We start from the raw sequence: 26,052 nt of genomic DNA, 5'->3' as shown, positions 1-26,052 counted from the left end.
CGTAAATCAGTTTTTATAATCCTAATTGTAAGCCTACCAGTAAAGTGCGCGGGTTAGGGAACGAACCATAATCAAAACCGCGGTTTATGGTACCATCGTTAATAAAATCAGGGTCGAAGCCCTTGTATTTGGTGATGGTGTACAGATTTTGTCCAGACAGGTAAACCCGCAAGCTCCTGATCACATGTGTACGGTTCAGCAAACTTGTTGGGAGCGTATAACCCAATTGCGCGGTTTGCAGGCGGGCATACGAGCCGCTCTGAATAAACCTGTCCGAATTGCGGTTATTGGCGTTAGGATCACCTATGATAGGGCGGGGTACGTTAGTGTTGGTATTAGTTGGTGTCCAGTAATTTAATTCATCAGTGCTCGCGTTGGTATATTGGCCTGTCATTAAAGACTGGTACACCCCATTGGCTATTTTACTGCCATAGTTACCTTGTATAAATACTGATGCATCAAAGCTTTTATAATTAGCGCTGAAGTTAAAGCCATAGTAAAGTTTTGGTATAGCGGAGCCTAAGTAAACACGGTCGTTATCATTGATGATGCCGTTATGATCAGTATCAACAAATTTAATATCGCCAGGGGCTGCACCTGTTTGAGTAGCATGAGCCGCTATATCTGCTGCATCTTTGAAAATGCCTTCGGTTTTAAATGCATATAGCTCGCCTACCTCACCGCCAACAGCTGTTTTACTGTATGCACCGTAAATTGGGTTACCGCCATTGCCTAAGGATAATACTTTATTTTTAACCGTTGAAGCGTTTGCGCTGATGGTATAATTGAACGGACCGTTGTCCCTGCTGCGATAAGTCACCGTAAACTCAATACCTTTATTGGTAAAAGAAGCAGCATTAACCAGTGGGGTGTTAATGGCACCTACCGAAACCGGGATTGGCACAGGTAAAAGAATGCCTATAATTTTGTTAACATAATACTCCGACGAAAAGCTTAACCGATCCTGAAACAGGCTCAAATCCAAACCAACATTGGTGGTGCGTTTTTGCTCCCATTTGTTAGTTTGGTCAAATACCTGCGTTTGGGTTGCGCCAGGCGCCAATGTATTACCAAATACATAACTGGCATTGGCATTTACAACGGCCTGGTACGGGTAAAATGCAAGCGCGTTTACGTTACCCAATGTACCGTATCCCGCTTTTAATTTTAATTGGGTAATAGCTTCGGGCAGGTGCAGGAATTTTTCTTTATTGATATTCCAGCCAACAGATACACCGGCAAAATTACCAAAGCGGTTATACTCCGGCAACTGCGATGTACCATCACGCCTGTAATTGGCGGTTAGCAGGTAACGGTCATCATAGTTGTAGTTTACGCGGCCAAATATTGGCGAATAAAATTTGCGCTCGTTGCTGTTGCCAAATACTGTTTTATCGGTAGTATTGCTCACATTATCAAATGCAAAGAGGTATGGCTGCGGCAAATTATAGGCTATACCGGTAAGGTTATCATTTTTATCTTTTTGATAAGCCGTACCTGCCAGTAACTCGACATTATGCTTTTTGATATTGAATTTGTAGCTCAGCGTATTTTCAACAAGTGCGGTATAGTAATTACCGCGGGCATCGCTGTAGTAAGCCGTTGTATTGGGATAAAACCAGCCCAGGTCATAAATAGGATCGAAATAAGTGTTCTTGAAATCGTTACGGTCATAGCTTGCGTTAAGACGATATTTCAGGTTTTTGATAAACTCAATTTCCATCCATGCCGAAGCCAGCATACGATTGCGTTGCCCCGTGCTGTTTAACAAATTATTTACACCAATAATATTCAAAGAGATAGCCCTTTGGGTGTTTTGATCAACACCACCATAACCGCCAACACGGTTAGGATCGTAAATAGGCATAGTGGGGATAGCTGTAACCAGGTCAACTATTTGGTTGCCTGTACCATGAAGGTGAGGATATGCGAGGTTATTGTAGTCGCCCTCGGTATAAGCAAACTTACTGCCGAAAGATACAATGCCCTTTTTACCCTGAATATTACCACTCAGGTTATAGCGCGTATATGAAGGGCCGGACACCGTTGTGCCGGTTTGGTTAAAATAATCGAAAGCAACGTTATAGCTCATGTTTTCGTTACCGCCAGATAAGCCAAGGTCATGGCTTTGGGTATAGCCGGTTCTGAAGCCCGATTTTTGCCAGTCGGTATTTACGTTGCTGATAAATTTGCTTGATGACGGATCATTGCCCGGAGCCAGCGATAAACCTGCATTAGTTTCGGCAGCGTTGGCAATTTTCTGATAGCCTACCCTATCGGTAACCGACAGCGTTTTAGGATTTTTCTGGAAGCCTGCATAACCATTGTAGTTGATCTTCATGGCGCCGTTGCGGCCTTTTTTTGTAGTGATGATAACCACACCATTGGCACCACGGAAACCATAAATGGCACCTGCCGATGCATCTTTAATTACCTGCATGCTTTCGATATCAGTTGTAGGGAAATCGAAAGGTTCCATAGTTGGTACACCATCAATGATATATAGCGGATTGTTGTTGATCAGCGAGCTCACACCACGAATGCGGATAGAAACGCCTTCGCCCGGTACACCCGAACCATTTACCTGTACGCCGGCAACCTGCCCCTGTAACGCTCTCGCAACATCGGGTGTTACACGTTTATTGGCGTCCTTTACGTTTACCACAGCAACCGAACCTGTAAGATTTTCCTTTTTCTGTGTGCCGTATCCAACCACAATTACCTCGTTTAAAGAATTGGATGCTGCTTTCAACTGTATATTGATGAGCGAATTGCCACTTATTGTCACCTCTTGTGAAGTGTAGCCAACAAATGAAAACACAAGCACCACACCTTCCGTGTTAACATCGGGTATTTTTATATTATAACGGCCCTGCACGTCGGTTTGTGCACTTACGTTCGTCCCTTTTACTTTTACAGTAACGCCAGGCAAAGGCAGGCCTTCATCATCGGTTACCTTACCGCTCACAGTGCCCGGGGCCATTGCCTTTCCCTTTTCGGTAAGGATAACCAGGTTATTATCACCCAGTGTATAACTCAGGTTGGTATTGCTAAGTACAATTTTCATCACCTCTTCAAGCGATGCATCTTTTGTATTTAAACTGGCGGGCATATCGTTTTTCAACAACATATCGTCGTTATACAAAAAGCGATAGTCAGACTTCTTTTCGATCTCCTTAAGTGCCTTCTTCAGCGACACATTCTGGAAATTTACGTTGATCTTGGTCTGACCATATCCCTTTGAAAACGCCTGCAATGAGGAGACGAGCACCAGGATACAGATAAATTTAAACATAAGAAGTACTTTCAAAAATTGGTTCAGCCGCAATGGGTTAATGCGGTGTGCATTTTTTTTCATAATTTAGCATTAAGGTTATTTTAACTATTTGGTTTATAGAAGGACTGGTAGTTAACTTTGTACCACATTATAATGGGGGGATGCGGGAACATCTTCCCATTTTTTATGGTTTAAGATTTGATACTTATTTACGCATAGGCTCTTTCATAAAGGTTTATTAATTAATAAATTACAATTTGGTTAGTGTCAATTTTATAACGAAACGCCGCCGTTTTCTGCAGGCTCAATAAAGCCTTATTAATCGATTCTTTTTCAAACTTACCGGTAAAGCGCAGCTTTTTTATATCCTCATTTTCAAAAACGATGTTCACATTATATCTGCGCTCCATTTTTTGGGCGATATTTTCAAAGTCTTCAGCGTCAAAGGCCAGTTTATTTTCAAGCCATAAGGCTTCTGATGGCAAAGTGTCCTTTTTGGCTTGGTGGATACGGCTCAGTGCTATAAGCGGAGTTTCTTCAGCTATCTTATACGCTGGGGTATTACTTTTAAGTTGCAGTTCCTGGTTGTTGATTACCGTAATTTTTTCTGACGGGTTAAGGATGATCTTTTTTTCGGGATTTTTTAAAACGGTAAGTTCAATTTTACCGCGAATGAGTGCGGCTTCGGATGTTTTATCATTATTATATGAACGCACATTGAATTTAGTACCTAACACCCTAATGCTGATGGTTGTGGTAGTAACTACAAAAGGGTGCTGCGGATCTTTAACTACATCAAAAAAAGCCTCACCCGCCAGGGATACTTTTCTTTCCTCGGTACCAAAATCATTATTATAGGTAAGCTTGCTGCCCATATTGAGCCAAACGCGGCTACCATCGGGCAATTGAATTTTACTGATCCCGTTTTTAGGGGCAGTTATTTCATTGGACTTTCCCGGCACGATGGTTTCTTTACGGGTAAACCAAAAAACGCCCAACATTAAACAGGCGGCAGCTAATAACGATCCCAGTTTAATGATCCTGGCTCTTTTCCTTTTGGTTTGGATAGCGATGACTTGAGCAGCTTCTTCAGCTTCCTTTTCTGCAACAACATCAAGTTCAGCTTCAAAAGCTTGCCATTTGCTCAGCAGTTGTTCATCCTCAGTAGTTTGCTGATCATTTTTCCAGATTTCCTCCAGCTCATCCATCGGGTACGTAATGATATCCCCCTGTTGCTGTAACAGTTGCTCAAGTTCAAGTAACTCTTCGGGCGAAGCTTCACCATTTAACTTTTTACCAATAAGTATCCAGATGTTATTAATCATTATTTACGGCTCTATATATAAAGACTGTAAATAATCGGGATACCCCAGTGGAGAATTAAATATTTTTTGAAATTTTTTCTGGGCTAACTGTAGCGGGCAATTTTTGGGCATCCTTTAGCCCCAGCACAAGCGTTTTCAGGGCGTTGCCCATGTGGTATTCAACAGTTTTACTGGAGATATCGAGTAAATCGGCTACTTCACGATATTTCAGGCCGTCTTCCTTTATCAACTTAAAAACAAGGCGGCATTGATCGGATAGTTTGCTCAATGTAGTATTGATCAGTTTGGTAAGGTCCTCGCAAACCAGTTTGTCCTCCCCTGTTGCGCTTGAATCGGCAACATCTGCATGCACATCATCAATATTCACACTTTTAAGCTGATTTTTGGCAAGACAGGTAAGCGATTTGTTTTTAACCGATGTGTAGCAGTAATAAGTAAAGTTATTGATTTCAGGCAGTGAGGCGCGGCGTGTCCACAGATTCATAAAAACGTCGTTGGTGATCTCTTCAGCCAGTTCATCCTGTTTAACCAGCGATTTTGCGAGGCTAAACAATTTACCATAGTAAAATAAGTACAGCCTTTTAAAGGAAGCCCTGCTGCTGTTTAAAGCAATGTCATTAAGCAAGTACCTAATCTCGGTGTCCAGCATCTCCTTATCGGTTGTAATTACTTATATCAAAACCCGGTACGGGTTAAGTATGGTTTAAATTAATATAATTGGCTTCATTAAAGCGAGGTTATCACGCTAATGAAAATCTAAGGTATAATATTTATTTTAATTGTTCAAAAAACAATTAAAATATTTTTAGTAAAAAATCAAATACCCAAAAAACACCCTCCTAAATTATTCTACAAAAGATAACTAACGGAAGCATCTGTTAAGAATTCAACTTTAAAATTAGTTAATCTTCTCGCTCTTTCAAGGCATATTAACCTATAAATAAAGTGTCATTTAAACAATAATTAATATAAAGCCGGAATAGATTTTGCAAAAACTTACAACAAAAAAGCCCCGGCTTTCGGCGGGGCCTGCGTTTTTTAGCTATAAGTCTTTAGTCAGGCTTTTCTTTTCTGTACTTTTAACTGAAGACTTAAGGCTCAGAACTTGACACTAATACGCCAATATATTATTGATCAACTTCAACTCCTCATCGCTAAATGAAATATTGGCTAAACAACCGATAGAATCAGTTACCTGTTCGGGCTTGCTTGCACCAATCAATACCGAGGTAATGCGTTTATCTTTCAAAATCCATGATAATGCCATTTGCGCCAGGTTTTGACCACGCTGCAATGCAATTTCATTCAGCTTTGCTGCTTTGGCTATATTTTGTTCGGTTATAGCATCTTCATCAATAGCACCATTACCACGATGAGCTGCAGCCCGCGAGCCTTCGGGGATACCTTTCAGGTATTTATTGGTTAATAAACCCTGGGCCAGTGGCGAAAATGGAATACAGCCAACACCTTTATCTTCCAGCACATCAAGCAAACCACCTTCAACCCACCTGTCGAACATGGAATATTTAGGCTGATGGATGAGGCAAGGTGTACCAAGTTCTTTCAACACCGCGATGGCTTTTTCTGTTTCAGAAGCGCTATAGCTTGAGATCCCAACATATAAAGCTTTGCCCTGGCGTACTATCAGATCCAACGCGCCCATAGTTTCTTCGATGGGAGTTTCAGGGTCAGGACGGTGATGATAGAAAATATCTACATAATCAAGCCCCATACGTTTAAGGCTTTGATCTAAACTGGCTACCAAATATTTTTTTGAGCCCCAGTCGCCATACGGGCCTTCCCACATACCCCATCCGGCTTTGCTTGAAATGATAAGCTCGTCGCGGTAGTTTTTAAAATCATCTTTAAAAATACGGCCAAAACTTTCCTCGGCCGAGCCCGGCGGCGGGCCGTAGTTGTTGGCCAGGTCAAAATGGGTGATGCCTTTATCAAAGGCTAAACGTAAAATGTTACGGGCATTTTCCAGGCTATCGATACCGCCGAAGTTATGCCACAAGCCAAGCGATACCGCCGGCAGCTTTAAACCGCTGTTACCACAACGGCGATATTCCATGCTTTGGTAACGGTTTACATCAGGTAGATAAGTCATATCTTAAATAATTAGTAAAGTCCAAAGTTGGCTTATCTGCCACAAAAAATCCATTGAACTGGGACAAGAAATAAAAATATTTACAGGCGCATATTTGTGGGTATCCCCCGCTCCGCGCTTATATTTGAGCCATGTTTCAAAACATCAATGATTACGCGGCACGGTCAGTTAGTTTAACTGCAGAGGAAACAGCCCTTTTTAATGAGATATTGGAATATCGGAAGATCCCTAAAAAAACCCGCCTACTTACTGCCGGCGACATCTGTGATTTTGAAGCCTACATAAACAAAGGCTGCATCCGCGAATACATCATTGACGAGAACGGCGCAGAAGTGACCCTGCAATTTGCCGTTGAAGACTGGTGGGTAAGCGACCTGGCCAGTTTCCAGGATCAAAGCCCCTGTACTATGTACATTGAAACCCTGGAAGATTGTGAGCTGCTCATCCTCACCCGCGACTCAAAAGAACGCCTGCTTACCGAGGTGCCTAAACTGGAGCGCATGTTCAGGCTCATGCTGCAAAGGCACCTTACCGTGGTTCAAAAGCGATTGTTTAAAACCATCTCCACTACCGCTATGGAAAAATACCTGGAGTTTATTAATCGCTACCCTGGCATTCCGCAAAGGGTGCCACAACATTATATAGCCTCGTATTTGGGGATCTCGCCCGAGTTTTTGAGCAAACTGAGGGCGAGGAGTTTGAAAAAATAGATTATATAAACTTCCTGTAATTGCGTTTCCAATATTGCTCAATAAATCCCCATTTATAGTTCTTATATTTTCCAATTTCGCTGATCGGGTATTTTTTGATTAGTTGCTCTTTTGCTCCCCGCACTTTGGTAATAAACACTCCAATTTCTTTATCACCACAATCCAACCCTGATATATTGCCTATTTTGATAATTTTATTATTTATAATCTTAAATAGATCGCTATCCCAGTTTGAATCAGCACATCCGCTCCGGTGATAGGAATAATACAGGTTGGTATTCTTCAACCTTTCTGGTACGGGATAATCGGGAAAGTCTTTAATTAAAACAAACTTCTTCTTCAGTTTATCATAAAGTAGAAGATCGCAACGCCCTGCCACATTTGACATGTGTTCAATAAACAAGTCTTTATAACCGTCTCCATTAAAATCAACAAACTTAAATGAAGAAAAACCTTCCTCATAACAATCGCCCGAATTCAAATGCAGCATCGTTTTCCCATTGGGTTTTAGTATTGATATCGATCGGTCACTACTTTTATAATTAGCCTTATAAAGTACATCGTCAACCCGCGCCGTTACAGTTTGATAAGTATCCTCCTGGGCAAATAAACAATTGGTTCCAATAAGTAAAACAAGTACAATAAGAAAGGCTTTCATTCAAATGTATTATATGCATCTAATTTAAAAGAAAAGGGTAAATCACTATGAACGATCTACCCTTTTTCCAAATTACTAAAATATAAACTGCTATTTTAATCCCTATGAATATGCAAGCCGTTAAACTGCCGTTTGCCATTTTCATAACTGGTATTGCCTTGGGCAAAGCGCGGATATTTTGCACTGTATTTCTTAAATACGCTCTCAGGTTGCTTCACTCCGTTAACGATTAGTTCTTCGCCGTTAAATGAAAGCTCATGCAAAGCTTCCTCATTGGGAATAATATGATCAGCTACCAAATCACCTGTCATCTGTTTTAGCAGTCGTTGATCTTCGGCGGCGCGTTCCTGGTCTTTTTTGGCCTGAATCTGATCTAAGTGCGCCTGTTCCTGGTCGTGTTTAGCTTGTACCTGATCTCGGCTGGCCTGTTCCTGATCACGTTTGGCTTGCTCCTGATCGCGGGAAGCCTGCTCCTGGTCGCGTTTAGCCTGTACCTGATCCTTAGATGCCTGCTCCTGGTCGCGTTTGGCTTGTTGCTGGTCGCGCGCGGCATCTTCCTGTTCAACTTTTGCTTGTCGCTGATCTCGCTCTGCCTGTTCCTGATCGCGTTTAGCCTGCTGCTGATCACGACCGGCTTGCTCCTGATCCCGTTTAGCTTGTGCCTGATCTTTTTTTGCCTGGATCCTGTCTTTCCTGATCTGCTCGCGGATAGCTGCTATAACCGTACTATATTCGTTCCATTGGGTTGATGGAATGATTTCCCCGTCAACGGCCAAAGCTATCAGCTTGTTATTGGCTAATTCCATTTGGTAGGTTTTACCCTTCCAGTTAGTTTGGATGCGTTCGCGCCCCTTGCCATCAAAAGTATCGTAATTGTTATAGGCGTTGAAGGCCGTTTTTTTTCCCGGCTTCTGTGCATTTGCTGCAGTTGTTAATGCCGTTGCCGCAATCAACAACAGCGCGCTTCTTAAATAATTGGTTTTCATTTTTCTGTCGATTTAAAAGTTTAAAATTTGGGCAATAAATTTTCCTTCCGCCCAGGGGCAGGTTAAAAATTGATTGTTAACATGACTAATTACTGCATAGGCCGGCCGATAAAACGGGGTGCACTCCTGCTTTACGAACCAAATAAGAAATGTACCTGCTTAATTCTGAACGCTTACTTTGCTTTTTATAGGTTCTGTTTTGGGTTTACTTACCTGTGCCTGGTCACGGCGCGCCTGCTCCTGATCGCGCTTAGCTTGTACCTGGTCCCTTTCGGCCTGTTCCTGGTCAAGTTTAGCCTGCGCCTGATCCCGCATGGCTTGTTCCTGATCACGTTTGGCCTGCTCCTGGTCACGACGAGCCTGGTCCTGGTCTACTTTGGCATGTTCCTGATCCCGGCGGGCCTGTTCCTGCCCGCGGTTATATTCGGTTTTATCGGCCGAAACTTGCTGGCTTTCTTTTTCGGCCTGTTGTTTTGCGAGCTTCGCATCAGCTTCAAGCTGCTCCTGCGGAGAACGCGGCTCAGTATTAGCTATAATCACATTTTCATTTGCAGCAACAGGCTTCTGAGCTACTGCAATGTTTCTGTGCTTTGGGTGTTTTGGTTTATCGACAGATTTAACGGGTGCAACCGGCTGTATACCTGCAGATGGTGTGATATGCCGTTCCTGTTTATACACATAAGCTTTATCATTACCGGGATTATTAACTTCCCGGATCTGCGCGATAGTGGCCGTAGCTATTATTGCCGAAAGGATAACAACACCGCTTATCAAAAATACTTTATCACCCTGGCTTACCGTTTTGTTTTTATTACCAAGGATACGGCTTACCCTTTGCAACAACTGGTTCTTTTTACCAGGAAATGCAACCGCATAATTTGCACCGTAAAGCGAATGTTCTTTAAAGCTGATCAATGCCTGTATAAAATCGCGTTTGTTTTTTGTTTGGGCGAGGGCGATATCATCACAGCAGTTTTCCCGCTCATCCCTAAGCAGGGACGAGATCCACAATAAGCCGGGATTAAAGAAGAATACGGTTTCGGCAACGGTTTGTAAAAAGTTAACGATATAATCATGCCTGCGGATGTGGGCCAGTTCGTGCAGCAGTACAGCTTCCACCTGTTCGGGCGGCAGCCCTGCCAATAAACCCGCCGGGATCAGGATTACCGGTTTCAGGTGCCCGATAACCATGGGTATTTTCACATAACCCGATTCAAGCAGCCGAACAGCCCGTTTCAATTGCAGTTTTTCGCAAAGCAGCTCAACCCTGTTTTTCCAATATTCAACAGGTTCGGATACCTGCCTGTGTTTGGCATTATGGATAAACATGAGCCCGCGCATCATCCGTACCGACCGAAACAGGAAAAACACAAACCACAGCAGCACAACCATTGGCGCGTTGGCTGTAAAATAACCGATACAGGTACTGGCAAAAACCCGGATCCCATCAGCATTAAGGCTCAATAAAGCTGATGCCCTGCCGCCCATCGCATCACCAAACTGTACCATATTTTGCTGCGGCTGCTTGTTCCATTCCCAAACAAAAGTGAACAGGCAGGCCCCAACAAATAATAAAAACTGTACAAGTACCAGGTTGTACCTTACTGCCGCGCTTGTTTTTTTTGTAAGCAGCATCACCACAGCGCTCATAACCGCCAGCAACATCCCCTGCCATAGCGAATGGATCAGCATCCAGCTAAAAGCCTGTATCAGGCTGTGGGAAATGGTGTTGGTGTTAAGGAGCAGGTACATATCTGTAAAGTTTAATTATTGATCGTCCATTTTTTTGAGCAGTTCTTTTATTTTTCTGAGTTCTTCGGCCGATGTTTTGTCGTTGCCCAGCAGGGCTACCATCAAATCGCTCGGCGAACCATTATACATCGAATCAACAAAGCGCCCAAGCATGTTCCCTTTCACCTTGTCTTCTTCAACTGCGGCGCTGTAAATGTGCTTCATATTGGTTTCGTCACGTTCAAGCATCCCCTTCTCTTTCATTACCTGCATCAGCTTAAGGGTACTGGTGTAAATTACCGCTTCCTTTTGTTCATTAAGCTTATCATGCACAAACCTCACCGTCGACGGGCCATGCTGCCACAACACCCGCAAAACGTCCATTTCTGTTTTGGTTGGCGTTAAATCAGCAGTAATATCCTTTTTAAACAAACTCATAAACCAAAGGTACGTACCAAAAACGTACGTTGCAATAGCTAAGTTATTTTTTATTAAAAAAAAACTCTAAAACAAAACAACCACCCTAATACTAAGGTGGTTGTACATTATAAATATAAGATCAGTCGTTTAAAAACTCTTGGCGAAAGTTAATCCAACCCTTCCGTCCTGGTAAGTTGGCAACAATAAGGAGTTGTTGTTTTTTCCTTTCTCATTCCCCCCACGGAATATGCCATTACGGATAAGCGGGTACAGGTAATAAGCCGCTTTTGTTGATAAGATCCCAAAACCTGCTCCTGCTATGATGTCGCTAAACCAATGCTTGTTGTTATATACACGCAAAATAGCTGTAGTGGTAGCAAAGCCATAACCAACGCCGCCGTATATGGGCGAGCGGTCGCCGTACTCCTGCGCCATAAACTCGGCAGAAACAAAGGCGTTACCGGTATGGCCTGAAGGGAACGAAAACTTATCAGAGCCATCGGGCCGCTCACGGTGGGTAACACGTTTTAAGCCAAAAGTGGTACCGGCAAATATGGCTTCGGAAAGCACGAGCAGCATAGTACGGTCGATAAATGTATTTTTACCATGAACACCAGCCAGGTTAAGCGCATAAACAGACACGATAGGCGCGTATTGCATGTAGTTATCAACCTTGGTATGGAAGCCGGGATGATCCTTGTTCATATCATTCCGTACGCGATAATCAATATTACGTATAAATCCTACTTTAAACGATAGCAGGCCATAAGTGATAAAAGCCGCCGGTGGTATGTATGACGGAAACTTACTTTGAAGGTGTTTAACCGTATCGGGCAATGTCAGGATATTCCTTGCAGAGTCTTTCTGCAAGGAATCCTTCTTTACGGCAACTTTTTGTAATGTATCCTTAACCTGGGCATAAACAGGCAGCGAAGATGATGCTGCCAATAGCATCGAAATAAAATAAAACCTAAACTTTTGCAAAGAATCCCCCTTATTAAGCGCTGGTAAGCACAATTATACAATTTAATTCTGTAGAATTTCTGAAGCGCGTAAACAATAAATTAACACGCTGTTAACGTAAATAATATTCAATATGTTGTATGTGATTTAAAATTGATTGAAAGGCCAGCCCCTTATTTTAATTGTTCTTTTTACAATAAATAAAATTACCTATGTTTGATCTGTACTCCTTATAAATCACCAAACTACCTGAATGAAGACCATCAAACTTATCTCCTTCCTTTTATTATTTATCAGCGGCCGTATTTTTGCCCAGAACCAGGCCAATATCGCCATCAGCCTAAATGATAAAATTGGCGATATGTACCCCTTTTGGGCATGGTTTGGTCACGACGAGCCTAACTATACCTACATGAAGGATGGCCGTAAACTATTGTCGGAGTTGGCCGCTTTGAGCCCGGTACCGGTACGCATGCGTGTGCACAACCTGCTTACCACCGGCGATGGTACAGCCGCGTTAAAGTGGGGATCAACCAATGCCTATACTGAGGATGCCAGCGGCAAACCTATTTATAACTGGCACCTGGTTGACAGCATATTTGACACTTACGTTAAACTGGGTATGAAACCTTATGCCCAGATAGGTTTTATGCCCGAGGCCTTGTCAACCCACCCCAAACCTTATCGCCATTACTGGAAACCCGGCGATAACTATGATGATGTTTATACCGGCTGGGCTTATCCTCCCAAAGATTACAATAAATGGGAAGAGCTTATTTATCAATGGGTAAAGCATTGTGTACAGCGCTACGGCCAGGCCGAGGTTGAAAGCTGGTACTGGGAAGTGTGGAACGAACCAAACATAGGCTACTGGAAAGGTACTATGAAAGAGTTCTTTAAACTATACGATTATGCTGCCCATGGTGTAAAACGCGCCCTGCCTACCGCGCACGTGGGCGGACCGGAAGTTGCAGGCGGCTCGAGCCCTGGCGGAATGAAATTCCTGAACGCATTTATTAAACATTGTATTGCTGATACCAATTACGCAACAGGCAAAATAGGTTCACCTATTGATGTGATCTCTTTCCATGCTAAAGGGCAGCCAACGCTGATCAATGGGCGGGTGCGCATGAACATGGCCCCGCAGATCCGCGATATCAGAGAAGGCTTTAAAATTGTAGCATCATATCCCGAAACTAAAAACACCCCGATAGTAATAGGCGAATCGGATCCGGAAGGTTGCGCGGCCTGCGGTATGGCTACCAATCCGTCAAATGCCTATCGTAACGGCACCATGTATTCGAGCTATACGGCGGCTTCTATTGCCCGCGAGTATCAACTGGCCGACTCATTAGGTGTAAACTTCATGGGCTCCGTATCATGGTCGTTCGAGTTTGAAAACCAGCCCTGGTTTTATGGGTTCCGCGATTTGGCTACAAACGGAGTTGATAAGCCGGTACTTAACATTTTCCGGATGCTGGGCATGATGAAAGGCAAACGCCTGAAAGTAACCGGCGACCAGATGTATTCGCTTAAAACCGTGGCCGATTCAAGCATCAGGGGAAATAATACAGATATCGGTGCTTTGGCAGCCGCAGATAAAAAAGAAATGACCGTATTGCTGTGGAACTATCATGATGATGACCTGCACGATGCAGGGAAAACCGTAAAGATCAGGATAGAAAACCTACCTCCCACCTTTGTAAAACTAACTCAATACCGCATTGATGAAGAGCATAGCAATGCCTACGAAGTGTGGAAAAAGATGGGTTCACCGCAAAAACCTACAGCTGCGCAAATTAAGGAACTTGAAAAAGCAGGGCAATTACAACAGTTTGGCAAACAGGTTACGCTGCAGGCTAAATCAGGGCTGGCAGGTGCCACTGTATTGTTACCAAGGCAAGGGGTGGCTCTTTTAAAGTTTAGCTGGTAAGCAAACAGCATCTATCAAACTATAAAATTGTTCCAGCCTGCCTAACCGTAATACTTTTGATAAAGTATCGAGCGTATAGGTGGGTGGGTTATCGGTAAAATCGCCAATCCTTTACTTTTTTATAATAAGGTCTTCCCTGGCCGCCCACATACCAATATCCTGTTTAGTGAGCGCGGCGGCCATCAGATCGGGAAATTTATCGGGTGTGCAGGCAAAAATGGGCACCCCCATATCGGCCAGGAACTGTGCATTGCCATGATCATACGATGGAGAGCCGTCATCGCTTAAAGCAAGCAATACTACCAATTGCACACCTGCCGCAACCAGTTCTACCGCACGACGGCGCATTTCGGCAACGTTACCTCCTTCGTAAAGATCGGTAATGAGCACCAACACGGTATCCGTGGGCCGGGGAGCTATCTGCTGGCAATATGTTAAAGCTGCATTGATATCCGTGCCACCACCTAATTGCACGCTGAATAATAACTCAACCGGGTCGGTTAACTCTTCGGTTAAATCGGCTACAGCCGTATCAAAAACCACCATTTTAGTTTTTATGGCTGGGATAGAAGCCATAACGCTTCCAAAAATCCCCGAATAAACCACTGATGATCCCATCGATCCGCTTTGGTCAAGACAGAGGATCACATCCTTTAATGATGAGCGCTTACGACCGTAACCAATCCTTGTTTCGGGAATAATGGTTTGATATTCGGGTTGATAATGCTTAAGGTTTTTAAGAATAGTTGCCCCCCAGTTTATTTCATTATGCCGCGGCCTTGTATTGCGGGTACTACGATTTAAACTACCGGTTATGGCCTGGCGCGTGGGCTCGGCTAACTTTTTTACCAGTTGGTCAACAACTTTACGTACTACCTGCCTGGCGGTATCTTTTGTTTTATCGGGAATAACGCGGCTCAATGTCATCAAAGTTGCTACCAGGTGAACATCTGGCTCTACATTTTCCAACATCTCCTTTTCAAACAGCATTTGGGTCAGGTTCAGGCGCTTTAATGCATCCTGCTGCATTACCTGTACTACGCTTGATGGGAAGAAGGTACGGATATCCCCCAGCCAACGGCTTACATTCGGTGATGATACACCGAGGCCTCCGGTTCTGTCGCTGTCATATAAAGCTTCAAGTGTGCGGTCAACTTTAAGGTCGGCATCATCGAGGCTAAATCCGGTGCCTTCATTTTGATTACCGCCCAGTATTAACCGCCATTTGCGCAGGTGCTCCGGTTCAATTTCCATTTGTGTCGTTAATATTTATGGTTAAACCCAATAATTGCATAATAACCGGCAAACCTTGCTTAGCTCTTTCGACATCAAAATTAGCGCTGATGTTTGTATGCTGATGCCCCGTCCCACCGCCGGATCTGGCCTTTTCGCCAAGCTTTCTCCTTTCAGGATTGGTAAAATTGGCAAAGGTGCGGCGCAGTAAAGGCAGCACTTGCATAAAAACCTCACCGGCAAGACTGGCTACCCAATTGTCGATCACTTGCCAAAGGTCCTGATCAAGCAACAATAAAGTACCGCTGCCTTTCAAAAAGCCTTCGAGCCAGGCTGCGGCGATGACCGGGGCCGTGGCCGATGACATAGCAAAACTGAAATACTGCATCAGTTGGTCGCCCTCCAATTTACGGGCGTCATGCAGCAAACGGGTACTATATCCTCCTATAACCGCCGAGGTGTTTTTATTAGCTGCTATAGTCAACAGCGTTTGCTGCCACATGTTAATTATGCCCGTATCCTGCAATAGGTTAATGCCATCGTTCAGTTTAAAAAACAGTTCCAGCAGCTTTTGAGAGGCATCTTCATCAATAGCGATACAGGCATTGGGCAAACTGATACAAACGCGGGTAATAATGCTATTGATAATGCTGATCACCAATTCGGCATCTGTTTTGCGTACATTGCCATATCTTGCCACGGTTATCAGGCCGGGCACTACTTCCATCAGTTCGATAACGTCGGCAGAGGCCGCAGCCAGATTATTAAGCTGACTGATCAACGCTTCAATGGCTCCCGGCAATTCTGCCGGAATCGTTTTTTCAAGCAGATCGCCTATAACTTTCAGTTCCTTTGCTTCTTTTGCCTGGTTGAGGACGCTATTCGCGGCCGCTTCAGCTACAGTATTGCCCAAATTGCCGCGTTCAATAATCTCCACCGAATAGCCGGGGTCCCATTGCAGGCGCCATTGCTCTTTAAAAGTACCCTTACCGCTGGTGTATTGCTGCCTGCCCCAATTAATGCCCAGTAATTGCAGGCGGTGCAGGAGGATACTCCGCTCCAGGTCGGTATCTTTCCTCAGGTCGAGTGTATAATCTTTGTAATCGGCTGTTGCGGGCAGCCTTAATTTCTTTTGTTGTTTTTCGATATCGAGTTGCAACGGCGGTTTGGGAATCTCAACCGGCACCTCGCCTATCTGGTGGCCAACTATTAATTCGTCATGTACCAGTTTTAGCAAAATGCTCTCGCCGTTACAAAGTACGCTCAGCGTGGCCTCATTCAGTTCCTCTAACCCTACTTTGGGCAAACCCCGCAGTGAAGCGAGTGCACCGGCCAACCTTACCGCTTCAATAATATGGGCAACGGAGGTATCCATCTGCTGCTTACGGAAAAGTTGTGCCACCTTGGCCATCCACAGGGTACCATCATCAAGCGGATGGTTCCAGATATGGTTGTACCACCCCGGCGAATTGATACCGGCACCGTAACCGCTACGGAAGCTTAAACGGTTAAAAGTCCATGGAATCCAGGTGCACTCTGTTTTTACTTTTGGAAGCCCCTTCAGTATTTCGTTATCATCTTTTTGCGATGATTTTCCCTGTAAAGCTGGTGCGTGCCATGCTCCACAAATTACGGCTATGGTATGAAACATCTCCTTTTCGGCCTGGCGGATAGTGCGACGCATGTATGCTTCGCGCATCTGTTCAAGCTTTTTGTCCTTTTTGGGAAAACTCTCGCGGAGTGCCTGCATAGCTTCAGATACCGCATCAAAAACCTCATCGTTATTATCGCGGTACTCAAACGTATGCTCCCACCATTTTTCATCGTCGGCAAAGCCGGCAGCATCTGCCAGGTAACTTATCGGACTTTTATAGAGTTGCTCAAGGCTTTGTGCTTCGCTATTGATGTGAACTGTATCCGGCTCTTGTTGTTGTTCAACAACCTTTTGCTCCTTTTCAACAAACATCTGGTTACCGGCAGGGAGATCCATAAAACGCACATGGATATTTTGCCTGCGGGCATAAAGAATTGCCTGCCATTCGGGCGAGAAATCGGCAAAGGGATAAAACACCGAGCGTTGGGGGTCATCCGGCTGATAGCAAAGCAGCGCTACAGGTGGTTTCAAACCTTCGTTGCTTACCCATTGCAGCATGGCATCAGCTTCCGGCGGCCCCTCAACCAAAACAATATCGGGCCTAACCGTTTCCAGAAAAGCTTTCACATTACGCGCCGAACCCGGCCCGTGGTGCCTTATGCCTAAAATATGTACTGCCATTGGCTTAAGGTTTTTTGATTACAGATCGCGGCAGGCACGGTAAATGTCGGCCCAATCGGTACGTGGTTTTACTACAGTTTCCAGGTATTCCTGCCAAACCAGTTTATCCTGCACCGGGTCTTTAATTACCGAACCGATGATGCCCGCGGCAAGATCAGCCGCTTTCAATTGTCCATCGCCAAAATAGGCAGCCATTGATAAACCGCTGTTCACAACGGAGATAGCTTCGGCAGTACTTAAGGTACCTGACGGCACTTTGATCTTGGTTTTGCCATCAAGCGTAACGCCTGCACGAAGTTCACGGAAGATGGTCACTATCCGGCGGATCTCCTGCAATGCCGGCGGTTCGGCCGGCAGTTCCATTACTTTTTCAAAGCTTTCAACCCGGCGGCGTACGATGTCTATCTCCTCTTCCACCGAATCAGGCAAGGGAAGGATAACGGTATTGAAACGGCGCTTTAACGCGCTTGATAATTCATTTACACCTTTATCACGATTATTGGCTGTGGCTATGATATTAAAACCTTTAACGGCCTGCACTTCGATATTAAGCTCAGGTACGGGCAGTGTTTTTTCAGAAAGAATGGTGATCAGTGTATCCTGCACGTCGGCGCCAATACGGGTTAGCTCTTCTAAACGAACTATTTTACCATCTTTCATCCCGCGCATTACAGGCGTTTCTACCAGCGCATCCGGCGATGGGCCTTGTGCTATCAGGCGGGCATAGTTCCAGCCGTAGCGAATGGCCTCTTCACTTATACCGGCTGTTCCCTGGATAATCATGGTTGAATCGCCGCTTACAGCCGCTGCCAAATGTTCACTCACCCAGCTTTTTGCTGTACCGGGCAAACCGTATAATAACAGGGCACGATCTGTTGTGAGCGTAGCTACCGCTATTTCCATTAAGCGGCGGTTGCCAATATATTTTGGCGACACCTCAAAGCCATTCTTCAGCTTTCCGCCAACCAGGTAGGTTACTACCGATTGAGGAGAAAGTATCCAGTTGGCCGGACGCTTATCACCGTCCTGCTTTTTCAATTCTTCCAGTTCGTGTGCAAATAATTGTTCTGCATGCTGACGTAATATCTGTGACATGTTAAAGTTTTTTAGCGTTAAAGGCTTTAAGCGTTTGCTGTTTTAAGTTGAGTAAATTAATTAAGTGATTGCGGGTTTTGTCCCAGGTTGGCTGGAGGTTAACCTGCTGTGATGTTATGTTTTCGACATGTTTCAAAGCCTCGACAGGGATCAGGCTGATATACCGGGTAAAAAAACCACGATTATATTCGTAAGGCCAGTTAGCCATTTTTAGCAAGGCCGAAACCGCAAACTCGGTGCCCCATTCATCACTAATGCGGATGGCCTGAGCAATTGTATTTTGCGGATCATTGCCCAAGGCTTTCAGCAGGTATTTTTCCTGTTCTCTGCCGCTTAGCATTTCAACAAAATCCGGGTAGAACATACTTTGCCCGAGAAAAAACGGCACCCAATTCTTTTGCCCAAACTTTGCCACCGCATTGGCCAAAGCCGGTACCATAGCAGGTGCATATTTTTCAAAATATTCAACTATCTGAATGGGCGTTGCTTCAAACTGATCTTCCCAAAACGCCGGCGGCACGCTGCTGATGAGCTGATAAATAACATAGTTTTCGTCAGTTACCGTACTTTTAGGCCCCGATAATTTTTCGATGCCCGATTTGTAGATGCTTTCGTCAACTACGGCGGGAAGTTTTATTTGGATGGAAATTTTAGTAGTTAAACCTAATAAGGCCTTTTCTTTTTTTAGCGATACAGATTCACGTAGCAACTGCTGATACTGTTTAACAACCGACGAACCAGAAATACTTTTGAGCAGGGCCAAAGCTTCATCTTTAACCTTTTGCCCTTTTTCGTTGAGCAAGCCCTCCAACCATGGCAGGTCATTAGCATTACTATTCACTTTCATGGCTTTAAGCAATTCCAATTTACCGGCTGCATTCTCCTGCTCCCACGTTTGCTGCAGCCATTCTAAAGCTTTGGCGGGCTCATTCAGTCTTAAGCTTTTCAATATTTCTGAACGCTGGGCCGACGTACCCATTTGCCATAGTTCCTCATCGGCTATAGTAGTAAACCAGTTCCACGCAGGGTTCATTTTACTAAGCCAAACTCCCCTGTTACCGCTGCATTCAATAACAGCTTTGCGCAATACCATCTCCTTTTGTGCTTTTTCAAATACGACCGGCAACACATCAGGCATTAGTAATTGCCCTGATTTACAACATTGCATTAGCCACAATTGTAGTAATTGATCGTTCTCCTCGCCCAATATGGCGTTCAAAATCCCGGCAGCTTCGGGTGAACAGTACGGTTTTGTTTCTGCAAGCGCTTTATTAGCCGGCAGATCATTTTTTTGAAATGGTATAAAACCCGATTGCCTGTAATTGTAGATCACAGCAGCTTTTTGCAGGTAGCGTTCTTCTTTATCTAAGCCTGCTGAGGCCTCTATCGCATTAGCGATCAGGGCTACTTCTTCCGGCAAATCAGCAATAGCAGGTGTAGGTTTATCAGTACCCAGCATTGCGGTGTTTATGATACTTTCCCAGGCCTTCATCAGATACTTTTGTAATTATTTTGATGCCAAACGCCAATCGGGCGATATTTATTTTCTCTACCGATGACGGCCATATTTACCGGGTCGCCTCCGCTTATGGCAATCAGTTGCCAGATGTTGGTATAACTTGCTGATATTTTGCAGAGGCAGCCTTCGCTATCCTGTAGCCACCATTGCTTTTGGTAGAAAACCGGTGTTAGCGACGCTATAACAAGGGGCATTTCACTGCGAAATGGCAAACGGCTGTTTAGTATAGTTTCGTAACCGGCAACTTGCTGCCAGCCTGTAAATGTTTTTATATTAACGTTATCGATTTGCCTTATGATATTATAATCCTTAACGATAGCACGATACGGCAGGGCCGACGGGAAATACACCAGGGTAGCATCCAGGTACATCCCCGGCGAAAAGTTAAGCGGCGGGAATTGCCCTTTAACCGTAAATTGCAGCACCAGCGCATAACTGTTGGTTTTTAAACCGTAAAGCCAGTTTTGCTCAATGGTCAGTTGCTGCTCATCGCGGCTTTCCTTTCCAATAACAAGCCAGGTATCACTTACACCTGTTTGCGCCCGCAGCTCTTCCTGGTTGGTGGTGAAACCTATGACAGTGCGTAAATCCTGCTGCAAATCCGGGTCAATATTTTGAATGTTATTGTACCCCTCTGCAATTAAATATAATTGGAGTAATTTATCTATAAAGCCACTTTGCCAGCCGTCGTTCCAAAAGTTGGTAGCGCCAAGGTTCCTCACCATACCAGCCAATCCCGATGCCTGGGCATCAACCATACGGCGGGCCATATTATCCCAGTAAGCCGGCGTTTTTTCGGGGATGGTTAAAATTCCGCCGCGTACAATATCCTTGATCCAAACCATTAGCTCGGCTATCCCTGCGCTTACTTTTTGTTCACGTGCCTGTACACGTTTAGCCTGAGCGTTTTCATCTACAGATTTTTCGGCCGCCTTTTCAACTTTTTTTTCTTCTTTTTCGGCTCGTTTGTTTATCCAGTCGCTTACCCAGGCAGGCATTGTTGATTTGGCAAATAAGCCTGGTTCCCTCTCACATAAAAGCATTAAGCCTAAGCCATGCTTACATGGAAATTTACGACTGGGGCATGAACATTTAAAGGCGATAGCGCCAAGATCAACCTGAGTTTGGTAAGGTTTGCTGCCGCTGCCCTGGCATTCGCCCCAAAGGGCTTCTTCACTAATACCTTTGCTTACCCATTTGGCCGGGTTAGCCAAATCACGACCTGCTATTTTTGAAGCTTCATCAGGTGCGAGAGCGTATATCTGATCTTCTGTTAGCTGCAAAACTTGTGATATTTAGTAAAAAAAACGGGTTAGGTTTCTCGTTCCTAAAATCAGGATAAAATAATTAGCTGTCAACCCGAAAATAAACAAAAACCCTCCTCCGGTAATAACCGAAAGAGGGTCAGCCAACCTAACGTGCCCGGGTGAGTCGGGGCCTGTTAGTTAATAGTTACATTAAGTGCGAAATTATAAAGCAAATCCGTAAGCTAAGCGCAGGCCAACCATACCAAAATGATCCTGGTTAGCGCCCGAAAAGTTTTCATAGCGTACACTTACATCCCAGGTTTTATTGGCCCAGCCTATACCAGGCGAAAGATCAAGCCTGTGCGGGCCCCAGCCTTCTTCCAGTTTTTCGTAAGCGATACCAGCTTCGCCGGCAACATATACACTTGGTACAAAAAACTCTTTGAAACCGAATTTAATAGGGATTTCGCCATAGCTCGGATAGCGTTTACCCGTAGCAGGATTTTCTTTCTGAAAAAAATGATACCCGCCCATAGTATAAGTAAGCGCAAAACTATTGCTTATACCATATTGCAAACGGGCTGTACCACCTAAGGTAAAAGTAGTGCCAATTTTTGCTACACCTGTAGGTAAGCCGGTTTCAATTCCTAAACCTAAACGGAACGCATTTGCAGGAGTAGTTTGCGCTTTTACCGTATTTGAAAAAAACAGTGCTCCTGTCACAAGGGCCGCTGCTGTTAACTTTGATAGTAATTTCATGTAGTAATATGTTTGTGTACATAATGATTACTACCATTTTAGCAAAGGCGTTGCCTCAGGTTGCAGATTTTTTTATAACGGTAAGATATCTCCCTGCAAAATACTACTCTTTTATATAATGCACCCCGAGAACACCATCGGCAAAAGTGGTGCTTTTTGCCAGTTTGAGCTTTATCTCGGTATTAGGAAACAGCGGAATACCGGCACCAAGCACTATCGGGTTTACAAACAGCCAAAATTCATCAATCAATCCTTCCTGCATCAAATAACGGGCAAGGCCGGGGCTGCCAAACATGATGATCTCGCCGCCCTCCTGTTTTTTGAGGTCTGAAATCCGCGCCTTTACATCATCACTGATAAATTTAATCTTATCGGTATTTTTCCGGGCAGCAGTTTCAGACACTACATACTTAAGTGTATTATTATACCATGTAGCGTGTTCAATAGTATGCTTTGAGGGGTTTGGCCCATTGGCTGCTGTTGGCCAGTAGGCATCCATCATTTCAAAGGTTTTACGGCCATATAGGGCGGTGTCAGCTACCTGTGTGCGGGCGTTGGCATACTCAAACATCTCGCTGCTCACTTTGATCCAGTCCATAGCGCCATCAGTGCGCGCAACCATACCATCAAGTGAAATGTGCATAAACAATACTAAGTTTCTCATAATATCAGTGGTTATATTTTATATATCAAAATTAAACCGGTACTTCACCGTATGCAGGGGGCTAAAGCGACTTTTAAAGGGTGTAAATATGACTATAGTAAAAAGGCCATGCTCCCGCACGGCCTTTGTTATCAATTATAAATTACTTTACAACGTAGCCATATCAATTACAAACCGGTAACGCACATCGCCTTTTTCCATACGGTCATAAGCGGTGTGAATATCCTTGATATCAATCATTTCAATATCCGAAACAATGTTATTTTCGGCACAGAAATCAAGCATCTCCTGGGTTTCTTTAATACCGCCAATTCCTGAACCGGCTAAGCTTTTACGGCCGCCCAATAAGCTGAAAGCAGCAATCTGAGCTGGTTTAGGCGGTACGCCTACACAGATATGAACGCCATCGGTACGTAATAACGACAGGTACATGTTAAAGTCATGCTCGGCCGATACGGTATCCAAAATAAAATCGAAGGAGTTTTTAGCTGCTTCAACCTGTTTTGGATCGGTAGTTACCACAAAATGGTGAGCGCCTAATTTTTTAGCGTCTTCTTCTTTCTTAGGCGATGTACTTAATACGGTAACATCGGCACCAAAGGCAACACCAAATTTAACAGCCATGTGGCCTAAGCCGCCTAAGCCAAGCACGGCAAGCTTATGGCCTTTGCCAACTTTCCAGTGCCTTAGCGGCGAGTAGGTTGTAATGCCGGCGCATAACAACGGGGCAACGGCGGCCAGATCAACGCCTTCCTTAAGGTGCAGCACAAAATCCTCATTAACAACAATGGTGTTTGAGTAACCACCATAAGTAGGTGTTTTATGATCCTGTTCAAGGCCATTATAAGTTTGGGAGTTGCCATTGAGGCAATATTGCTCAAGGTCGCGTTTACAGTTTTCGCATGTACGACATGAGTCAACCAAACAGCCGGTAGCGGCAAGGTCGCCAACTTTAAAACCTTTTACATGCTCGCCAACTTTAACTACGCGGCCAACAATTTCATGTCCGGGCACCATAGGAAAAATGCCGGGGAACCAGTCGTTTTTGATCTGGTGCAAATCGGAGTGGCAAACGCCACAGTACAAAATATCAAACTGCACGTCATGAGCACCCACTTCGCGCCTCTCAAAAGTCCAGGGGGCAAGCGGTGTGTTTTCATCTTGCGCGGCATACGCTTTAGTTTCAATCATAGTAGTAAACGTTAAGTAGTGTGAATGATGATTTATTGAGTCTGGAAAGGATCTCCATAACAAATGTACAATGATAATTTTATAAATATCGGCCAAGTATGGGTTGAAATAAAAAAGTGACACATGAGGGGATAAATATTAACCACAGATAAAAGCAATCATTTAATTTAGCATACAGATTAACACCGCATGAAAATAGCCATTGCTACTCCGCCTTTTCCGAAATCAATTAATGACGGTCTGCAACAAGCCGAAAAGCTGATTAAAGATGCAGCGTCACAACAGGCAGAGGTTATCTGTTTCCCTGAATCATATATACCTGGATATCCGGGTATGATAGCCGATCCGGAGCCAACATCGCCGGAGATACTGCAATCGGCGCTGGATGAAGTATGCAAGATTGCCGCCGAAAATAATATAGCGGTAATTATGCCTATGGATTGGTACAGCGAAGACGGGCTTTTAAACATTGCACATGTGATATCCCAAACCGGCAAGGTACTTGGATATCAAACTAAAAACCAATTAGACCCATCGGAAGACGCCATTTGGGTGCCGGGCACACAACGAAATATTTTCGAGGTAAATGGCTTAAAATTTGGCGTTACCATTTGCCACGAAGGGTTCCGTTATCCCGAATCGGTAAGATGGGCGGCGCGTAATGGCGCGCACATCGTTTTCCACCCGCATTTTTCGGGCAGTAATACCGAAGGCGTGCTGCTTACCGAGTGGGGTAGCATGACCAACCCTTATTACGAAAAGGCGATGATGATGCGGGCGCTGGAAAACACCATCTATTTTGCCAGTTCCAATTATGGTTCGCTTTACCCCGAATCGGCAAGCTCAGTTATAGCACCGGATGGCACCTGTTTAGTTTACCAGGCTTACGGCACAACTGGCGTAATTATAGCTGATATCGATTTAGAAAAAGCTACTGGCTACCTGGCTAAAAGATTTAAACCACAGTTGTACGATTATTAAAGGCGCCGATATTTTAACCATTATTTGAATTTTGTAAATAATGGATTGATTTATTAAAACGACTCCCCTCCCATCTGTTTTACTTTTGTATCAAAACAAAAAAGAAAATGGAAAACAGAAATAAAATTGCCGTGGTAACCGGCGGCAGCCGTGGCTTAGGCCGGGACATGGCCTTAAGACTTGCCGAAAAAGGAATAGATGTTATTATAAGCTACAATACCAATGCAGAGGAGGCAGCCAAGGTAGTTAACCTTGCAGAACAAAGCGGCGCAAAGGCAGCAGCATTGCAACTCAATACCGGAGTAATTAAAAGCTTTGATGCATTTACCGAAAAACTGCGTGAAGTTTTGACGGATAAATTTGGAACCGATCATATCGACTTTTTAATTAATAATGCGGGACAAGGCGGTTACAGCGCCATCAGCGATGTTACCGAGGAATTCTTTGATGATTTGTTGAACGTGCACTTTAAAGGTGTATACTTTTTAACTCAAAAACTGATCCCGTTGATGGCCGATGGCGGTGGGATTGTCAACGTATCATCCGGGTTGACGCGGGTATCGGTTCCGCGTTCTTCGGCCTATGCGTCTATGAAAGGTGCGGTAGAAATTTTCACCCGTTATCTGGCTAAAGAACTTGGCGGAAGAGGTATCAGAGCCAATGTGGTTGCCCCCGGCGCCATCATGACCGATTTTGGCGGCGGCCATTTACGCAACAGCGAAGAAACCCAAAAAATGGTAAGCAGCATAACTGCATTGGGCAGGCCGGGCGTTGCGGAAGATATCGGCGGCGTAGTAGCTTTTCTTTGCACCGACGATGCGCGTTGGGTTAATGGCCAGCGTATTGAAGCATCGGGTGGTATGGCAATTTAAATGGAAAACATCTTGATTAGTCGGGTACCTCGGTAAATTAATGAGGTACCCTTTTTGTAAGGGGTTGGCTGCATATTACAGAAAGTGTCAATAATGCGTCTCT

At 44.4% G+C, this 26,052-nt stretch carries 21 protein-coding genes; 4 read left to right on the top strand and 17 right to left on the bottom strand.

Going from position 1 to position 26,052, the window contains the following annotated elements; all coding sequences use genetic code 11:
• Positions 1-13: 13 nt before the first annotated feature.
• The 4 genes from IEX80_RS13310 to mgrA all read right to left on the bottom strand — a co-directional run bounded on the left by IEX80_RS13310 (position 14) and on the right by mgrA (position 6,712).
• Complete coding sequence (locus tag IEX80_RS13310; RefSeq protein WP_188833160.1) at positions 14-3,358, bottom strand: TonB-dependent receptor; 3,345 nt, start codon at positions 3,356-3,358, stop codon at positions 14-16.
• A 161-nt stretch (positions 3,359-3,519) separates the two neighbouring features.
• A complete protein-coding gene (locus tag IEX80_RS13305) occupies positions 3,520-4,602 on the bottom strand; it encodes a FecR family protein (protein ID WP_188833159.1) in 1,083 nt (360 codons plus the stop codon).
• 55 nt (positions 4,603-4,657) lie between these two features.
• The gene (locus IEX80_RS13300) at positions 4,658-5,251 is read right to left on the bottom strand and encodes an RNA polymerase sigma-70 factor (protein ID WP_188833158.1); all 594 of its coding nucleotides are present in this window, start codon (positions 5,249-5,251) and stop codon (positions 4,658-4,660) included.
• A 462-nt stretch (positions 5,252-5,713) separates the two neighbouring features.
• A complete protein-coding gene (gene mgrA, locus IEX80_RS13295; RefSeq protein ID WP_176623503.1) occupies positions 5,714-6,712 on the bottom strand; it encodes an L-glyceraldehyde 3-phosphate reductase in 999 nt (332 codons plus the stop codon).
• Between the two features lie 131 nt (positions 6,713-6,843).
• On the opposite strand from mgrA, the gene IEX80_RS13290 reads away from it, so the two are divergent.
• Positions 6,844-7,422, top strand: a complete 579-nt coding sequence (locus tag IEX80_RS13290; RefSeq protein ID WP_176623501.1) for a Crp/Fnr family transcriptional regulator — start codon at positions 6,844-6,846, stop codon at positions 7,420-7,422.
• A gap of 1 nt (position 7,423) precedes the next feature.
• Here IEX80_RS13290 and IEX80_RS13285 read toward each other — a convergent pair whose 3' ends face one another.
• The 5 genes from IEX80_RS13285 to IEX80_RS13265 form a co-directional block, all read right to left on the bottom strand.
• Complete coding sequence (locus IEX80_RS13285) at positions 7,424-8,080, bottom strand: XAC2610-related protein (protein ID WP_188833157.1); 657 nt, start codon at positions 8,078-8,080, stop codon at positions 7,424-7,426.
• Positions 8,081-8,175: 95 nt separating this feature from the next.
• Entirely contained in the window at positions 8,176-9,066 is an 891-nt protein-coding gene (locus IEX80_RS13280) for a hypothetical protein (RefSeq protein WP_176623497.1), read from the bottom strand.
• A 159-nt stretch (positions 9,067-9,225) separates the two neighbouring features.
• Positions 9,226-10,818 carry a M56 family metallopeptidase gene (locus IEX80_RS13275; protein ID WP_188833156.1) on the bottom strand — a complete coding sequence of 531 codons (1,593 nt, stop codon included), beginning with the start codon at positions 10,816-10,818 and terminating at the stop codon, positions 9,226-9,228.
• 15 nt (positions 10,819-10,833) lie between these two features.
• Complete coding sequence (locus tag IEX80_RS13270; RefSeq protein WP_090524054.1) at positions 10,834-11,235, bottom strand: BlaI/MecI/CopY family transcriptional regulator; 402 nt, start codon at positions 11,233-11,235, stop codon at positions 10,834-10,836.
• A 129-nt stretch (positions 11,236-11,364) separates the two neighbouring features.
• Positions 11,365-12,171 (bottom strand): phosphatase PAP2 family protein, encoded by an 807-nt coding sequence (locus IEX80_RS13265; protein ID WP_090524051.1) that lies wholly within the window; start codon positions 12,169-12,171, stop codon positions 11,365-11,367.
• A 262-nt stretch (positions 12,172-12,433) separates the two neighbouring features.
• On the opposite strand from IEX80_RS13265, the gene IEX80_RS13260 reads away from it, so the two are divergent.
• Positions 12,434-14,113 carry a GH39 family glycosyl hydrolase gene (locus IEX80_RS13260; RefSeq protein WP_188833155.1) on the top strand — a complete coding sequence of 560 codons (1,680 nt, stop codon included), beginning with the start codon at positions 12,434-12,436 and terminating at the stop codon, positions 14,111-14,113.
• Between the two features lie 111 nt (positions 14,114-14,224).
• On the opposite strand, the gene IEX80_RS13255 is transcribed toward IEX80_RS13260, so the two are convergent.
• The 8 genes from IEX80_RS13255 to IEX80_RS13220 form a co-directional block, all read right to left on the bottom strand.
• On the bottom strand, positions 14,225-15,367 hold the full coding sequence (locus IEX80_RS13255; RefSeq protein WP_229701621.1) for a VWA domain-containing protein: 1,143 nt from the start codon (positions 15,365-15,367) through the stop codon (positions 14,225-14,227).
• A complete protein-coding gene (locus tag IEX80_RS13250; protein ID WP_188833154.1) occupies positions 15,357-17,621 on the bottom strand; it encodes a DUF5682 family protein in 2,265 nt (754 codons plus the stop codon). Before IEX80_RS13250 ends, IEX80_RS13255 begins: the two co-directional genes overlap by 11 nt.
• Before the next feature lie 18 nt (positions 17,622-17,639).
• On the bottom strand, positions 17,640-18,716 hold the full coding sequence (locus IEX80_RS13245; RefSeq protein ID WP_176623485.1) for an ATP-binding protein: 1,077 nt from the start codon (positions 18,714-18,716) through the stop codon (positions 17,640-17,642).
• 1 nt (position 18,717) lies between these two features.
• Positions 18,718-20,208 carry a DUF5691 domain-containing protein gene (locus IEX80_RS13240; protein ID WP_176623483.1) on the bottom strand — a complete coding sequence of 497 codons (1,491 nt, stop codon included), beginning with the start codon at positions 20,206-20,208 and terminating at the stop codon, positions 18,718-18,720.
• Positions 20,208-21,518, bottom strand: coding sequence for an SWIM zinc finger family protein (locus IEX80_RS13235; protein ID WP_188833153.1), 1,311 nt, complete (start codon positions 21,516-21,518; stop codon positions 20,208-20,210). Before IEX80_RS13235 ends, IEX80_RS13240 begins: the two co-directional genes overlap by 1 nt.
• 186 nt (positions 21,519-21,704) lie before the next feature.
• Positions 21,705-22,241, bottom strand: a complete 537-nt coding sequence (locus IEX80_RS13230) for a hypothetical protein (RefSeq protein WP_176623479.1) — start codon at positions 22,239-22,241, stop codon at positions 21,705-21,707.
• Between the two features lie 103 nt (positions 22,242-22,344).
• Entirely contained in the window at positions 22,345-22,905 is a 561-nt protein-coding gene (locus IEX80_RS13225) for a dihydrofolate reductase family protein (RefSeq protein WP_176623477.1), read from the bottom strand.
• A 147-nt stretch (positions 22,906-23,052) separates the two neighbouring features.
• A complete protein-coding gene (locus IEX80_RS13220; protein WP_090524030.1) occupies positions 23,053-24,096 on the bottom strand; it encodes an NAD(P)-dependent alcohol dehydrogenase in 1,044 nt (347 codons plus the stop codon).
• A 189-nt stretch (positions 24,097-24,285) separates the two neighbouring features.
• On the opposite strand from IEX80_RS13220, the gene IEX80_RS13215 reads away from it, so the two are divergent.
• Both IEX80_RS13215 and IEX80_RS13210 read left to right on the top strand, forming a co-directional pair.
• Complete coding sequence (locus IEX80_RS13215) at positions 24,286-25,077, top strand: carbon-nitrogen hydrolase family protein (protein ID WP_176623475.1); 792 nt, start codon at positions 24,286-24,288, stop codon at positions 25,075-25,077.
• 107 nt (positions 25,078-25,184) lie between these two features.
• Complete coding sequence (locus tag IEX80_RS13210) at positions 25,185-25,949, top strand: SDR family NAD(P)-dependent oxidoreductase (RefSeq protein ID WP_176623473.1); 765 nt, start codon at positions 25,185-25,187, stop codon at positions 25,947-25,949.
• Positions 25,950-26,052: the final 103 nt, after the last annotated feature.

The organism is Mucilaginibacter rubeus (assembly GCF_014643835.1).
Classification (GTDB): domain Bacteria; phylum Bacteroidota; class Bacteroidia; order Sphingobacteriales; family Sphingobacteriaceae; genus Mucilaginibacter; species Mucilaginibacter rubeus.
This window is presented reverse-complemented; position numbering and strand designations above follow the sequence as displayed.

Coding starts and splice junctions, on each gene's coding strand:
- IEX80_RS13250 (WP_188833154.1), bottom strand. CDS start 17,621: ATGGCAGTACATATTTTAGGCATAAGGCACCACGGGCCGGGTTCGGCG.
- IEX80_RS13285 (WP_188833157.1), bottom strand. CDS start 8,080: ATGAAAGCCTTTCTTATTGTACTTGTTTTACTTATTGGAACCAATTGT.
- IEX80_RS13210 (WP_176623473.1), top strand. CDS start 25,185: ATGGAAAACAGAAATAAAATTGCCGTGGTAACCGGCGGCAGCCGTGGC.
- IEX80_RS13255 (WP_229701621.1), bottom strand. CDS start 15,367: ATGGAAATTGAACCGGAGCACCTGCGCAAATGGCGGTTAATACTGGGC.
- IEX80_RS13300 (WP_188833158.1), bottom strand. CDS start 5,251: ATGCTGGACACCGAGATTAGGTACTTGCTTAATGACATTGCTTTAAAC.
- IEX80_RS13270 (WP_090524054.1), bottom strand. CDS start 11,235: ATGAGTTTGTTTAAAAAGGATATTACTGCTGATTTAACGCCAACCAAA.
- IEX80_RS13265 (WP_090524051.1), bottom strand. CDS start 12,171: ATGCTATTGGCAGCATCATCTTCGCTGCCTGTTTATGCCCAGGTTAAG.
- IEX80_RS13310 (WP_188833160.1), bottom strand. CDS start 3,358: ATGAAAAAAAATGCACACCGCATTAACCCATTGCGGCTGAACCAATTT.
- IEX80_RS13260 (WP_188833155.1), top strand. CDS start 12,434: ATGAAGACCATCAAACTTATCTCCTTCCTTTTATTATTTATCAGCGGC.
- IEX80_RS13230 (WP_176623479.1), bottom strand. CDS start 22,241: ATGAAATTACTATCAAAGTTAACAGCAGCGGCCCTTGTGACAGGAGCA.
- IEX80_RS13245 (WP_176623485.1), bottom strand. CDS start 18,716: ATGTCACAGATATTACGTCAGCATGCAGAACAATTATTTGCACACGAA.
- IEX80_RS13220 (WP_090524030.1), bottom strand. CDS start 24,096: ATGATTGAAACTAAAGCGTATGCCGCGCAAGATGAAAACACACCGCTT.
- IEX80_RS13290 (WP_176623501.1), top strand. CDS start 6,844: ATGTTTCAAAACATCAATGATTACGCGGCACGGTCAGTTAGTTTAACT.
- IEX80_RS13240 (WP_176623483.1), bottom strand. CDS start 20,208: ATGAAGGCCTGGGAAAGTATCATAAACACCGCAATGCTGGGTACTGAT.
- IEX80_RS13280 (WP_176623497.1), bottom strand. CDS start 9,066: ATGAAAACCAATTATTTAAGAAGCGCGCTGTTGTTGATTGCGGCAACG.
- IEX80_RS13215 (WP_176623475.1), top strand. CDS start 24,286: ATGAAAATAGCCATTGCTACTCCGCCTTTTCCGAAATCAATTAATGAC.
- IEX80_RS13275 (WP_188833156.1), bottom strand. CDS start 10,818: ATGTACCTGCTCCTTAACACCAACACCATTTCCCACAGCCTGATACAG.
- mgrA (WP_176623503.1), bottom strand. CDS start 6,712: ATGACTTATCTACCTGATGTAAACCGTTACCAAAGCATGGAATATCGC.
- IEX80_RS13225 (WP_176623477.1), bottom strand. CDS start 22,905: ATGAGAAACTTAGTATTGTTTATGCACATTTCACTTGATGGTATGGTT.
- IEX80_RS13305 (WP_188833159.1), bottom strand. CDS start 4,602: ATGATTAATAACATCTGGATACTTATTGGTAAAAAGTTAAATGGTGAA.